This window comes from Streptomyces sp. NPDC127084 (assembly GCF_042724175.1).
Classification (GTDB): Bacteria; Actinomycetota; Actinomycetes; order Streptomycetales; family Streptomycetaceae; genus Streptomyces.
Map to the genome: position 1 here is coordinate 26,893 of NZ_JBHXFA010000006.1, position 12,433 is coordinate 39,325.

13 protein-coding genes are annotated in these 12,433 nt (G+C 71.8%); 8 read left to right on the forward strand and 5 right to left on the reverse strand.

Translation table 11 applies throughout. The features are described from left to right. The first annotated feature begins 171 nt into the window (after positions 1–171). Complete coding sequence (locus ACFWI9_RS02835) at positions 172–840, forward strand: O-methyltransferase (RefSeq protein WP_387158608.1); 669 nt, start codon at positions 172–174, stop codon at positions 838–840. Between the two features lie 36 nt (positions 841–876). Beyond that, complete coding sequence (locus ACFWI9_RS02840; protein ID WP_387158610.1) at positions 877–1,209, forward strand: antibiotic biosynthesis monooxygenase family protein; 333 nt, start codon at positions 877–879, stop codon at positions 1,207–1,209. A gap of 100 nt (positions 1,210–1,309) precedes the next feature. Here the strand turns inward: ACFWI9_RS02840 and ACFWI9_RS02845 are convergent, their stop codons facing one another. Further along, positions 1,310–1,663: a PRC-barrel domain-containing protein gene (locus ACFWI9_RS02845; protein ID WP_387158611.1), complete on the reverse strand. Its 354-nt coding sequence runs from the start codon at positions 1,661–1,663 to the stop codon at positions 1,310–1,312. Positions 1,664–1,736: 73 nt separating this feature from the next. On the opposite strand from ACFWI9_RS02845, the gene ACFWI9_RS02850 reads away from it, so the two are divergent. Beyond that, positions 1,737–2,216 (forward strand): GNAT family N-acetyltransferase, encoded by a 480-nt coding sequence (locus tag ACFWI9_RS02850; RefSeq protein WP_387158613.1) that lies wholly within the window; start codon positions 1,737–1,739, stop codon positions 2,214–2,216. A 27-nt stretch (positions 2,217–2,243) separates the two neighbouring features. On the opposite strand, the gene ACFWI9_RS02855 is transcribed toward ACFWI9_RS02850, so the two are convergent. Next, a complete protein-coding gene (locus ACFWI9_RS02855; RefSeq protein WP_387158615.1) occupies positions 2,244–4,361 on the reverse strand; it encodes a DHA2 family efflux MFS transporter permease subunit in 2,118 nt (705 codons plus the stop codon). A 206-nt stretch (positions 4,362–4,567) separates the two neighbouring features. On the opposite strand from ACFWI9_RS02855, the gene ACFWI9_RS02860 reads away from it, so the two are divergent. Then, entirely contained in the window at positions 4,568–5,470 is a 903-nt protein-coding gene (locus ACFWI9_RS02860; RefSeq protein WP_387158616.1) for a peptidoglycan-binding protein, read from the forward strand. A gap of 296 nt (positions 5,471–5,766) precedes the next feature. On the opposite strand, the gene ACFWI9_RS02865 is transcribed toward ACFWI9_RS02860, so the two are convergent. The 3 genes from ACFWI9_RS02865 to ACFWI9_RS02875 form a co-directional block, all read right to left on the reverse strand. Then, positions 5,767–6,435, reverse strand: a complete 669-nt coding sequence (locus ACFWI9_RS02865) for an HAD-IA family hydrolase (RefSeq protein WP_387158618.1) — start codon at positions 6,433–6,435, stop codon at positions 5,767–5,769. 386 nt (positions 6,436–6,821) lie between these two features. Next, positions 6,822–7,406, reverse strand: a complete 585-nt coding sequence (locus tag ACFWI9_RS02870) for a TMEM165/GDT1 family protein (RefSeq protein WP_387158620.1) — start codon at positions 7,404–7,406, stop codon at positions 6,822–6,824. 216 nt (positions 7,407–7,622) lie between these two features. After that, positions 7,623–8,420 (reverse strand): ABC transporter permease, encoded by a 798-nt coding sequence (locus ACFWI9_RS02875; protein WP_387158621.1) that lies wholly within the window; start codon positions 8,418–8,420, stop codon positions 7,623–7,625. Positions 8,421–8,618: 198 nt separating this feature from the next. Here ACFWI9_RS02875 and ACFWI9_RS02880 point away from each other — a divergent pair, with 198 nt between their 5' ends. From ACFWI9_RS02880 to ACFWI9_RS02895, 4 genes are all read left to right on the forward strand, one after another. Then, positions 8,619–9,272 carry a DUF1524 domain-containing protein gene (locus ACFWI9_RS02880; RefSeq protein WP_387158623.1) on the forward strand — a complete coding sequence of 218 codons (654 nt, stop codon included), beginning with the start codon at positions 8,619–8,621 and terminating at the stop codon, positions 9,270–9,272. A gap of 87 nt (positions 9,273–9,359) precedes the next feature. Further along, positions 9,360–11,108 (forward strand): alkaline phosphatase D family protein, encoded by a 1,749-nt coding sequence (locus tag ACFWI9_RS02885; RefSeq protein WP_387158625.1) that lies wholly within the window; start codon positions 9,360–9,362, stop codon positions 11,106–11,108. 146 nt (positions 11,109–11,254) lie between these two features. After that, entirely contained in the window at positions 11,255–11,728 is a 474-nt protein-coding gene (locus ACFWI9_RS02890; protein WP_387158627.1) for a DoxX family protein, read from the forward strand. 265 nt (positions 11,729–11,993) lie between these two features. After that, a partial coding sequence (locus tag ACFWI9_RS02895) for a hypothetical protein (RefSeq protein WP_387158629.1) occupies positions 11,994–12,433 on the forward strand: 440 nt, incomplete at its 3' end.

Below are 12,433 nucleotides of genomic sequence, written 5' to 3' on the forward strand. Positions count from 1 at the left end.
ATCCCTGGGGGGGGGGGGGGGGGGGGGGGGGGGTGGGGGGCCCTCCCGCCGCCCCCCCCCCCCGCGGGGGGGGGGGGGGGGCCCCCCCGCCCCCCCCCCCCCCCCCTCGCGCCGCGAGCCGGGCATTCAGCACCCTCGGCCGAGTCACCGCCCACGCGGTAGGTTGCCTATATGACCAACCCTCAATGGAACGCTGTAGACGCCTACTTCACCGATCACCTCTCTCCCGACGACGACGCGCTGACCGCGGCGGTCGCCGCGAGTAACGCGGCCGGACTGCCCGACATCGCCGTCGCCGCCAACCAGGGCAAGCTGCTGCACCTGCTCGCCGCCGGCCAGGGCGCGCGGAAGATCCTGGAGATCGGCACTCTCGGCGGCTACAGCACCATCTGGCTGGGCCGCGCGCTGCCCGCCGACGGTCGGCTGGTCTCGCTGGAGTACAAGCCCGAGAACGCCGACGTGGCCCGTGCCAACATCGCGCGGGCGGGCCTCGACAAGATCGTCGAGGTGCGTACGGGCGCCGCGCTCGACTCCCTCGCGCGGTTGGAGAGCGAGGACGCCGGTCCGTTCGACTTCTTCTTCATCGACGCGGACAAGGTGAACAACCCCAACTACGTGGAGTGGGCGGTGAAGCTGGGCCGTCCGGGCAGCCTGATCGTCGTGGACAACGTGGGCCGAGACGGCGAGGTGGCCAACGCGTCCAGCGAGGACGACGCCGTACGCGCCACCCGCCGCATGATCGAGATGGTCGGCCGGCACCCGAGGCTCAGCGCCACGGCGGTGCAGACGGTGGGCGCCCGCGGCTACGACGGCTTCCTTCTCGCCCGGGTGCTGGACTGACCTCGCCCAGCGCGGCGACGTCCTATTCTCAGCTCCATGAGCATCGTGAAGATCAACGTCCTCTCCGTTTCACCCGACCAGCGCGAAACCCTGGAGAAGCGCTTCGGCGCCCGTGCGGGCATGGTGGAGTCCTCCGACGGCTTCGAGTGGTTCGAGCTGCTCCGCCCGGTGGAGGGCACCGACCAGTACCTCGTCTACACGCGCTGGCGTGACGAGGAGTCCTTCCAGGCGTGGATGGAGGGCCCGATGAAGGCCGCACACCAGGGCGGTGGCGGCGGTGAGGGCGGCGAGCGTCCCCGCCCGGCGGCGAGTGGATCCGAGGTGTGGTCCTTCGAGGTGGTGCAGCAGGCCGCGCCCAGGAACGGCTGACTCACCGGGGAGATTCCGGTCCGGCCGTTCGTCCGCAGCGCGCGGGCGGACGGCCGGACCCGTTCATCAGTGGGATCACCCAGTGGAATCACCGGCAGAGTCAGGAATGCGGCGTCCCGTAGTGGCGTGAGAACTGCTCCATGGCGATCGGCTCCTGCCCGGGAGGGCCGTACGGAGGCGCCTCCGTGATCTGCTTCTTCGTGCAGTCGACGTACACGATCCGCTCGTCGGCGTCGACGCGGGTGATGACTCCGGCCGGCAGCAGAGCGTGCTTGGTGAAGATCCAGTGGCCGGTGTCGACCACGATGTACGACCTGCCCACGTCCTCCGAGTGCTCACCGATCGTGCCGATGGTGCCCTCGCCCGAGTAGGCGGCTTCGACGGTGAAGCCGACCAGGCTGGTTCCGGGACGGTGGCCGGATGCGTCCGAATGGGCCCAGATGTGATGTTCCATGGCGTGCCCTCCGGAGACCGGTCTACCCGATATTCGCTCGCTACGCAGCGCGGGGGCCGATTAGACAGAGCGCATGACAACCTGGTCCATGCGCGCCGAGCGCTTCGACACTCCCGATGCCACCGCCCTGCGCCGCGACTACTACGCCGAGGTCGCCGGCCGCTACTGGCAGCGTCCCGCGACGGCGGCCGAGGTGGACGAGGGCCTGAGCGGGGACGGTGTGGAGCGGCTGGCGGCGCCCACCGGGGCGTTCGTCGTAGGGCGGCATGGCGAGCGGGCAGGCGCGTGCGGGGGTGTGCTGATGCTGGACGCCGACACCGCCGAGCTGACCCGGGTGTACATACAGCCGGGGCTGCGCGGTACAGGCGGCGGGGCGGCGCTGCTCGGCGCCCTGGAGGACGCGGCCCGGCTGCTGGGCGCGAAACGCATGGTGCTCAACACCCGGCTCGACCTCATCGAGGCGCGGACGCTGTACACGCGCAGCGGGTACGCGGAGATTCCGGCGTACTGCACGGGGCCGTATATGGACATCTGGTACGGCAAGGAGCTGTGACGACCGTGCCCCGGCTGCACGGGGCACTCAACGCGGCGGTTGCGGTGGACGCGGCGGTTGCTGCGGGTGCTCGAAGTGCCAGGCCTCGTGGTCGCGGTGCGGCTCACCGCTGTAAGGGCGCTCGCGGTCCGAGCCGCAGAGTTCGGCGGTGAGCTCCTTCAGGAGGTGCGCCAGGTCCGTGGGCCGCTCCGGCCCCCACCAGTCGCCGAGCAGCCAGGCCAGGGACTCCTCCCTGGCCGCCGACAGCTTCGTGGTCGCCTCGACGCCCTTGTCCGTCAGCATCAGCGACATCCCCTCACGCCGGGCGAACCCGCGCTCCTCCACCTGCCGGGACGCCTCGGTGACCGCCTTGATCGGTACGGCGGTGGACGCGGCGAGCCGCGACGGTTCGACGATTCCGTGCCGCCTGATCCGCAGCAGCAGCCAGCTCGCCGCGGGGGTCAGATCGAGCCCGGCGGCCCGGGTGATCTTCACATAGATCGCCCGGCGGCCCTCTCGCGATCCGAGCACCGACAACGCGCGGGCGCACTCGTCGTAGGAGGACCGCTCGACGGGGTTGGCGCCCAGCGTCTCGCTGCCCTCCGGCGCGGTGACCGAGCCGCGCAGCTTGTCTTCCCGAAGGAGGCAGGCGAACACGAAGGCGATCAGGACGATCGGGGCGGCGTACAGGAACACGTCCGTGATGGCGGTCGAGAAGGCGTGCAGCGCCTGTGACCGCACGGCCGGCGGAAGTTCGGCGATGGTGCGCGGGTCGGCGGCGACCTGGCCGGCCGTGGGGCCGGTGCCAGGCGGCAGCGGGTGGGCGGCGAGTGCGTCGGCGAGCCGCCTGTTGAGCAGGTTGTTGAAAATCGTACCGAATACTGACACCCCGAACGCCGCCCCGATGGACCGGAAGAAGGTCGCGCCGGAAGTCGCGACACCGAGGTCCTGGTAGGTAACGGCGTTCTGCACGGCCAGCACCAGCACCTGGATGACCATGCCGAGCCCGCAGCCGAACACGAAGAAGTAGATGCCCGTCTCCCAGACGGGTGTGCCCTCCTGGAGCTGGTGCAGCAGGAGCAGCCCGAGCGCGGTGACCCCGGTGCCGAGCACCGGGAACACCTTCCAGCGTCCCGTCCGGCTGACGATCTGGCCGGACACCGTGGAGGTGAGCAGCAGCCCGGCGACCATCGGAAGCATGTGCACCCCGGACATCGTGGGGGTGATGCCCTGGACGACCTGGAGGAACGTCGGCAGGAAGGTCATCGCGCCGAACATCGCGAAGCCGACGACGAAACTGATCACCGACACCAGGGTGAAGGTGCGGATCCGGAACAGTTTGAGCGGCAGCACGGGCTCGGACGCGTCCCGCTCGGCATGCACGAAGAGCAGCAGGAGCACGACGCCAAGCACCGCGAGACCGACGATCTGCACCGAGTTCCAGGCCCATGTGGTGCCGCCGAGTGAGGCCACGAGCACGAAGCAGGTGGCGACGGAGGCGATCAGGAAGGTGCCGAGGTAGTCGATGGTGTGGCGGGTGCGGCGGGCCGGGATGTGCAGCGCGACCGCGATGACGAAGAGGGCGACGATCCCCACGGGCAGATTGATGTAGAACACCCAGCGCCAGCTCAGGTGCTGGGTGAACAGGCCGCCGAGCAGCGGTCCGAGCACACTGGTCACGCCGAACACCGCACCGAACAGCCCCTGGTAGCGTCCGCGTTCGCGCGGCGGGACGATATCGCCGACGATCGCCGTCGAGAGCACGATGAGCCCGCCGCCACCGATGCCCTGGAGGGCGCGGAAGGCGATGAGCTGGGTCATGTCCTGGGAGATTCCGCACAGCGCGGAACCGATGAGGAAGATGACGATCGCGGTCTGGAAGAGCCTCTTGCGCCCGTACTGGTCGCCGAGTTTTCCCCACAGGGGGGTGGCGGCGGTGGCGGCCAGCAGATACGCCGTGACGACCCAGGACAGATGCTCCAGGCCACCGAGATCGCTGACGATCGTCGGCAGGGCCGTCGCGACGATCGTCTGGTCAAGAGACGCGATCAGCAGACCGAGCAGCAGTGCGCCGATCGAGACGAGCACACTACGGCGGCCGGGGCCCATGCCGGGGCCGGGCGCCGGTCCGGGATTCACGGCCGGGCTGGTGAGCTCCTGCGCCATACGGCCTCCTCGCGTCGGCGCGGCGAGTCGCTCTCCCATCCTGGCGGTTCTGTCCGGTTATGGCCTGCCGAGGCTGGACGCGGGGGCGCGGGAGCCGGCCACGGGCTGCATAATCGCAGGCAGCTCAAGGGGAGGGACCCACGATGACGGGACGCGCTTGTCCTGAATGCGGCGGCGCACCGCCGTCACGGAGATGCGCCTGCACGGTGCGCGCCGAGCGGGATGCCGAGCGCACGGCGGAGCTCGCGGCGGCCGAGGACTTCGACCCGCTGCGGATCCGGCCGTATGTGGCGCTTCCGGTCCCGCCCGGGGCGGGACCCGAGCACCCGCCCCCGGGCCGCTTCGGCGTCCAGGAGGTACCGGAGATCCAGGAGATCTCGTACGGACACGAGTACGCGTACGAGATCCCGGCACCGGGAGCGGGCGGTCTCGCGGCCCCCCGGGAGCCCGCGCGCCGTCGCGGCCCCTGGGTGCTGATCGCCGCAGCCGCCGCTGTGGCCGCGCTGGGCACCGGGGCGGCGTACGCCGGTGGGCTGTTCTCCGCTGACACGCGCGGTCCGGACCAGGCGCTCCCCGACATCGAGACGGTCGAGCCCTTTCTGAGCGCGGCCCCCAAGGCCCCCTCGTCCGCCCCCTCGGCCTCGAAGAAGCCCGGCGGTTCCCCGTCCGCGTCGCCTTCGGCCGGCACGTCCTCCCCGCCGGCTCTGAAGTCGGTCGCCGCGTCGCCGTCCGTATCCGCCTCCCGGGGATCCGGCGCTCCCGCCTCCCCGTCCGGCACGGCCTCCGCGAGCGCCACGGCGGCACGGCCCGCCCCACCGGCCTCGCCGGTCACCCTCCGGCGGGGCGACAGCGGCTCCGAGGTCGTCGAGCTCCAGGAGCGCCTCGCGCAGTTCGGACTGTACGACGGCCCCAGTCACGGCCGCTTCGACGGCCGCGTGGAGTGGGCCGTGGCGTACTTCCAGGCGATGCGCCGCATCGCGGACGACACCGAGGGCGTCTACGGCCCGACCACCCGCGAGGCCCTGGAAGCGGAGACGGAGTACCCGTACGACGGCGGCTGGGACGACGACGAGTGGAACGACGGTAACAACAGGGGACCCGGCCACTGACAGCACCGGCGCACGCCTCGCACGCGTCCATGAGAGGGCCCGGAACCCGGTTCGCCGGGGTCCGGGCCCTTTGTCGCACTACGGATCCGCTCGGTCGGCCTGTCCGTCACCGCGGGGACCGGCTACCAGCGGGCCGGGAGGCTTGCCGGGGCGCCGGCCATCGGCCGCACGGTCACACCAGTCGCCTGGCCGCACCGCGCTCCAGGAGCGAGCGGCACCGCGGGAAGCGGATTCCCGGGCAGGCAGGAGCTGGAGGCTCGGCGCGGCGGCAGCCGGACTCGGGGTGTGCGACGGGCTCAGCCGACGGTGAGTGTGAACGTGCCGTCCGGACCGGCGGTCACCGAGACCCCGCTGAGGTCCGCCACATGGACGTCCGGCGCGAAGGCGGCCGCACGCGGGCCGACACCGATGACGCGCATCCCCGCGGCGCGGGCCGCGGCGACGCCCGCCTCGGAGTCCTCGAGGACCACGCAGTCCTCCGGGGCGAACCCGAGCTGCGCCGCGCCCTTGAGGAACCCTTCCGGATCCGGCTTGCTGGCGCCCACGCACTCCGCGGTGATCCGCACCTGCGGCATGGGCAGGCCCGCGGCGCCCATGCGGGTTGTGGCCAGCGGGGCGTCCGCCGAGGTGACGAGTGCGTGCGGCAGGTCCGCGACGGCCCGCATGAAGGCCGGGGCGCCCGCGATCGGGACGACGCCGTCCGTGTCGGCGGTCTCCGCAGCGAGCATCTCGCGGTTCTCGGCGTGGTTCTCGCTCATAGGCCGGTGCGGCAGCAGTTCGGCCATGGTGGCGTAGCCCTGCCGGCCGTGGACGACCTTGAGTGCCTCTGCTGGGTCCAGCCCGTGCTTGAGGGCCCAGTCGCGCCAGACACGTTCGACGGCGGCGTCGGAATCGACGAGGGTGCCGTCCATGTCGAGCAGCAGGGCGTGGGCGGTCAGTGCGGACGAGGTGCGGATGGCCGGCATCGGCTTACTCCAGCTCCAGACGCGAGGGGGAACAGAGCGGCTCCCGCCCGCCGGTCAGGGAGTACGGACGGGAACCACTTTGTTCCTTCACGATACAAAACAACCTCCCGAAATGCCACCCCGTCCTCCCCGGGTCCGAACCGGTCCGCCTGCGGTCCCGGACGCTCCGCCCGTAACTCCGCCCGCCAGGGGCGCGGAAACCCAAGCCTGTCCGGCACTTGAGGACAGGCAATCCGGCCCACCACGAGGGAGGGGTGGGGCACACCGGCCACCCCCCGCACCCCGCACCCCGCACCCCGCACCCCGCACCCCGCACCCGCACGACGGGACACCGATGGGCACGGGCACCCTGAGGGCCCACCACGGGCACCCCGGGGCCGCGGGGTTCACCCCGCGAGCGCCTCGTACAGGCTGAAGCACCCCAGCGCCAGCATCAGCCCCGCCGCCACCTTCGTGATCAACCGCAGCGGCACGTACCTCATGAGTGTCCGCCCGCCGACGATCCCGAGCCCCGCCACCGCCCACAGCGCCAGCACCGCGCCGAGGCCCACCGACAGCGGGTTGTCGTAGCGGGCGGCGAGATTCGCGGTCATGATCTGGGTCAGATCACCGAACTCGGCGATCAGGATCAGCGTGAAGCCCGCTCCGGAGACCTTCCAGAAGGACTGGTCCGCCGGAGCCTTGATCCGCTCCTCCTCCCCGTCGTCCTTCTTGAGCAGCAGCATCGCCGCGCCCGCGAGGAAGAGGACACCGACGACCGCCTGCACCAGCCGGTGCGGCAGCAGCGTCAGCACGCTGCCCGCCGCGATGGCGAGGGCGACGTGGACGGCGAAGGCCGCCGCGACCCCCGCGAAGACGTAAGCCGCCTTGTAGCGCGTGCCGAGCATCAGCCCGGCCAGGGCGGTCTTGTCGGGGAGTTCGGCGAGGAAGACGACACCGAAGGTGATCGCCAGGATCGTGAAGCTGAGCACAGACGCGGTCCTCTGTCGGTGGGGCTCCGCCGTACCGAGGGGACCTGACCCGTTCCGGGTCATTCCGTTTCCGGGGTCGCTTCGGCTCGGCAGGACCCCTGAACGGTCATGGGTCACTGCTGGCCGAAGGTCTCGCTGACGAGCCGCGCTGGCGGCGGCCGCCTCCGGGCGCCGGCCGAGGCGAGCTCGGCAGTATGTCGACGTTCCGGCGAAGAGCTACTCCCCTTCCGCTCCTGACAGGGTACGTGACGCGCGCGGCGTACGAGGCGGGCGCGGGTCCCGGTGCAGCAGCCCCCGCGCGACCAGTTCCAGCACCAGCGCCACCGCGATCGCCTGCACCGCCATCAGCCCCACCAGGACGAACAGCTGCACCGCGCCCGCCTGTAGCGGTGAGGCCCCGCCGAGCAGCATCCCGACGAACGCCCCCGGGAGCGTGACCAGACCCACCGTCCTGGTCTGGTCGAGTCCCGGCAGCAGCGCGTCGGACGCCGCGTCCCGGGCGACCTCCATGCGGGCGTCGCGGTCCGGCAGACCGACGGCCATCCCCGCATCCACCTCGCCTCGTCGCTGCGCCAGCTCGTCGAGGGCCCGCCGCCCGCCGAGCACGGTCGCGGTGAGCGCCCCGCCGATGAGGATGCCGGTGACCGGAATGAGCGTGATGCCCTTGGCCGGGACGAGCCCGGTGAGCAGTAGCACCGCGACAACGGGCGCCACACCGGCGCCGATGGGCAGCGCCGCGCGCCACCAGGTGCCGTTCGGGGTGATGCGGCGCCCGGCGGTGCGTACCGCGACGGCGTACATCAGCAGCAGGAAGGCGAGCAGCAGGGGGACGGCCCGCACCACCCAGCCGATGAGGAACGAGACCGCGGCCAGTTGGACCGCGGCCCGCAGCCCGGCGACGGCGATCTCGCGGGAGCGGCGCGGTCCGAGGCGGGCGAGGGCCGCGACGGTGGCGGCGGTGGCCAGGAGCGCGGCGAGCACGACTCCGAAGGTGACGTTGACCGGCAGCAGCACGTGTCAACCCTAAGCCGGACAAAGCGATCTGGTGAGGCGTCTAACCGGCCACCAGCCCTTGATCTGACGTGTTCATGTCGCCACTCTGTTACCTGGCGCCCGCATGGCCGCAACCTGCGGGCGCCACGATATCCCGGACCCCGCCCTGCAGCGGAGTCCGCAAAACCCTCAACACCCCCCACCCTCACGGGAGTTCGCATGTCCGGTGTCTACGCGCGTCGCGTATCACGTGCCACTGTGCTCGCCGCGTCCGCCGCGCTCGCCTGCGCCACCACCCTGCTGACCGCCCCCGCGGCCAGCGCCGCCCCGCCCACCCCGGTCAGCGCCGCCACGGCCCGGACGTACCTGGCCCAGCTGACGGTCAAGGCGGAAGGTTCCTCCAGCGGTTACGACCGCGACAAGTTCCCGCACTGGATCACCCAGTCGGGTTCCTGCAACACCCGCGAGACCGTCCTCAAGCGCGACGGCTACAACGTCGTCACGGACGCCTCCTGCGCCGCGACCAGCGGCAGCTGGTACTCCCCCTACGACGGCGCCACCTGGACCGCCGCGTCCGACGTGGACATCGACCACGTGGTGGCGCTGTCCGAGGCATGGCGGTCCGGTGCGAGCTCCTGGAGCACCTCCTCCCGCCAGGCGTTCGCCAACGACCTCACCCGCCCGCAGCTCATAGCCGTCACCGACAACGTGAACCAGGCGAAGGGCGACCTGGACCCGGCGGAGTGGATGCCGTCGCGGTCCTCCTACCAGTGCACCTACGCCCGGATGTGGGTGCATGTGAAGTACTACTGGAAGCTGTCGGTGGACTCCGCCGAGAAGTCCGCGCTGCAGTCGACCCTCAGCTACTGCTGACCCCTTCCGACACCGCCGACGCGGAACCGCGCTACCCTCCCCCGTCGTTCTTCCGTACCGTACGGGGCGACGGAGGAGGGTACGCGCATGGCAGCCGGACTGCGCCTTGGACCACTACTGCGGCATGTCGACTGGGAGAGCGGCGACCGCGCGACCGTCTGGGTCGAGGCCGACCGGCCCTGCACGGCCGAGGTGCGCTGCGAGACGCCCGGCGCCGGCGGTTCGGCCCGTACGTTCCAGATCGAGGGCCACCACTACGCCCTCATCCCGGTGACCGGCCTGGCGCCCGGCTCGTCAACGGCGTACGAGGTCTTCCTGGACGGCCGCCGGGTGTGGCCGTCGCCGGACGCTGAATTCACGGCATTCCCACCGAGCACGATCCATACGCCCTCGGTGGGAGAGGACGGGGTGCGGGTCACCTTCGGCTCCTGCCGCTGGGCCGCGTCCCCGGCCGACGAGCACGACCCGATCGGCCCCGACGCCCTGGACGCGCTGGCCGCGCGCATCGCCTTCGACCCCGCCGCCGAACGCCCCGACGTACTCCTCCTGCTGGGCGACCAGGTGTACGCGGACGCGACATCCGAAGCGACCCAGCGATGGCTGGCCGCCCGCCGCGATCTGAGCGAGCCGCCCGGCGCGGAGGTCGCGGACTACGAGGAGTACACCCGGCTCTACGACGAGTCCTGGCTCGACCCCGAGATCCGCTGGCTGCTGTCCACGGTGCCCAGCCTGATGATCTTCGACGACCACGATGTGATCGACGACTGGAACACCAGCGCCGCCTGGCTCGCCGAGATGCGCGACACCGCCTGGTGGCGGGAGCGTGTGGTCAGCGGCCTGATGTCGTACTGGGTGTACCAGCACCTGGGCAACCTCTCCCCCGCCGAGCTGGAGTCCGACGAGGTGTACGCGGCGGTCCGGGAGACACCCGACGGGACCGACGCCCTGCGCGCCTTCGCGGCGCGCGCGGACCGCGATCCGGCGGGTGCCCGCTGGAGCTACCGGCGTGACTTCGGCAGGACCCGGGTGCTGATGATCGACACCCGCGCCGCGCGCGTCCTGGACGAGGACAAGCGGGCGATGCTCGCCGCGGACGAGGCGCGCTGGCTGCGCGAGCAGGCTCTTGACGGGAAGGCCCGAGACGGGGCGGCCGACGACGAGGCGACCGGCTCGTACGACCATCTGCTCATCGGGACCTCGCTTCCCTGGCTGCTGCCCCCGGCCATCCATGACGCGGAGAGCTGGAACGCGGCGCTGTGCCGCGGCGAGCGGGGCCCGCGCTGGGCAAGGTTCGCCGAGGACCTGCGAAGACGGGCGGATCTGGAGCACTGGGCGGCGTTCCCCGCGTCGTTCGACGAACTGACCCGGCTGATCGCGGAGGTGGGCAGCGGTCCCGGCGCCCCGGCGACCGTCTGCGTACTGTCCGGGGATGTGCACCACGCCTATGTGGCGGAGCCGGTGTGGCCGGCGGGCGGACCGTGGCCGGACGGGGGTCCGGACGCCCGGGTGCTGCAACTGACGTGCTCGCCGGTGCACAACGCCATCCACGCGTCCGTGCGGATGGGCTTCCGCTTCGGCTGGAGCCGGGCCGGACGCCGCCTCGGGCACGCGCTGGCCAGGCACGGCCGGGCCGGGCGGCCGATCATCGACTGGGAGCGTACGGGCGGGCCGTGGTTCGGCAACCAGTTGATGACCCTGGCGCTGCGGGGACGTACGGCGGATCTGCGGCTCGAACAGGCACAGGCGTTCGGGAGGCGGGCGGAGCGGAGGCATGCGGATCGTGCCCATACGCGCATCGTGACCGTGGAGGAGAGGTACCTCTCGAAAGGCCCCTGACCCTCCCTGGATGGGCCCCACAGCGATGGCTGGATAGCGCTTGAGCAGCACAAACTGATCTGATGTTGAACTTGAAAGCAATGGTTGGGCCGCCCTAACTTGGTGTGCCGATCGGTTTCACGTCCCCAAACCGAAGGAGTCACCCCATGGCCTCTCAAGGGCTTTCCGGACGCCTGGACCAGGCCCGGCCATACGCGCTCGGACTGTTCCGCATCGTCATCGGTCTGCTGTTCGCCTGCCACGGAGCCCGCTCGCTCTTCGGCGTACTCGGCGCGGACGCCGCAGGCGGCACCGCCCCGACCGGCGCGTGGCCGGGCTGGTACGCGGCGGTGATCGAGCTCGTCTGCGGCAGCCTGGTGCTGATCGGCCTCGGCACCCGCGCCGCCTCCTTCCTCGCCTCGGGTGCGATGGCATACGCGTACTTCTCGGTGCACCAGTCGGCGGCGCTGTTCCCGATCCAGAACAACGGCGAGCTGTCCGCGGTGTTCAGCTGGGTGTTCCTGCTGCTGGTCTTCACCGGTCCGGGCGCGCTGGCGCTGGACGGGCTGTTCGGCGGCGCGCGCGACGCGAACGAGGAAGGTGTGAAGCGCGCGGAGTCCAAGGCGACCGTCACGGCGTGACACGGTGGCGGTCATGATCGCGGTCACGGCCGCGGTGTACGTCCGTCCGCGCTCCGGGCCCGGTGCGAGAGCGCTGGGCCCGGAGCCGTTTCCGGGCGCGCCCGCGCGGCCGTTTCCGGGCTGCTCCCCCAGTCCCGGCCCCTACGCACCCCCTGTGGATCAGGCTCGGCACACCCGGCGTACGCTGGATCGCTGCCACTGCCGCCCCTGCCGCTCCCCGCGACGTCGCGGCGCCGTTGCTGACCGGGGAAGTCGGGGAGTCCAGGTGTTCGACAGTGTGGAGCTGCTGACCGGCAGTCCGTGGATCTACGCCGTGGTGGCCCTGTCCGTACTCCTGGATGTCTTCCTGCCGGTGCTGCCCAGCGGTGCGCTGGTGATCACAGCCGCGACAGCCGCAGCGGCGGGCTCGACGGCGGCCACAGCCGCCGCTCCCGCGGGCGTGGCCGCCGAGCACGCGCCGCCCCAGGACGTGCCCTCGCTGCTGGCACTGCTGCTCTGCGCGACCACCGCCTCGGTACTCGGCGACCTCGTCGCTTACCGGGTCGGCTGGCGCGGCGGTGTGCGGCTGGTCCGGGGGGGGGCCCCGGGCCCGCGGGGGGGCGGGCCGTCGGTGGGGTGGGGGGGCGGGCGTTCGATGCGCTCGGTCATACCGCCCCGGTCGAGCGCGGCCCGTACCCGCGCTTCCAGCTCGGCGCCGCGCAGTCC

Bases quoted from the DNA above. Each gene is read 5' to 3' on its own strand.
- ACFWI9_RS02850 (WP_387158613.1), top strand. From the start codon at position 1,737: ATGACAACCTGGTCCATGCGCGCCGAGCGCTTCGACACTCCCGATGCC.
- ACFWI9_RS02880 (WP_387158623.1), top strand. From the start codon at position 8,619: ATGTCCGGTGTCTACGCGCGTCGCGTATCACGTGCCACTGTGCTCGCC.
- ACFWI9_RS02845 (WP_387158611.1), bottom strand. From the start codon at position 1,663: ATGGAACATCACATCTGGGCCCATTCGGACGCATCCGGCCACCGTCCC.
- ACFWI9_RS02885 (WP_387158625.1), top strand. From the start codon at position 9,360: ATGGCAGCCGGACTGCGCCTTGGACCACTACTGCGGCATGTCGACTGG.
- ACFWI9_RS02890 (WP_387158627.1), top strand. From the start codon at position 11,255: ATGGCCTCTCAAGGGCTTTCCGGACGCCTGGACCAGGCCCGGCCATAC.
- ACFWI9_RS02865 (WP_387158618.1), bottom strand. From the start codon at position 6,435: ATGCCGGCCATCCGCACCTCGTCCGCACTGACCGCCCACGCCCTGCTG.
- ACFWI9_RS02840 (WP_387158610.1), top strand. From the start codon at position 877: ATGAGCATCGTGAAGATCAACGTCCTCTCCGTTTCACCCGACCAGCGC.
- ACFWI9_RS02835 (WP_387158608.1), top strand. From the start codon at position 172: ATGACCAACCCTCAATGGAACGCTGTAGACGCCTACTTCACCGATCAC.
- ACFWI9_RS02855 (WP_387158615.1), bottom strand. From the start codon at position 4,361: ATGGCGCAGGAGCTCACCAGCCCGGCCGTGAATCCCGGACCGGCGCCC.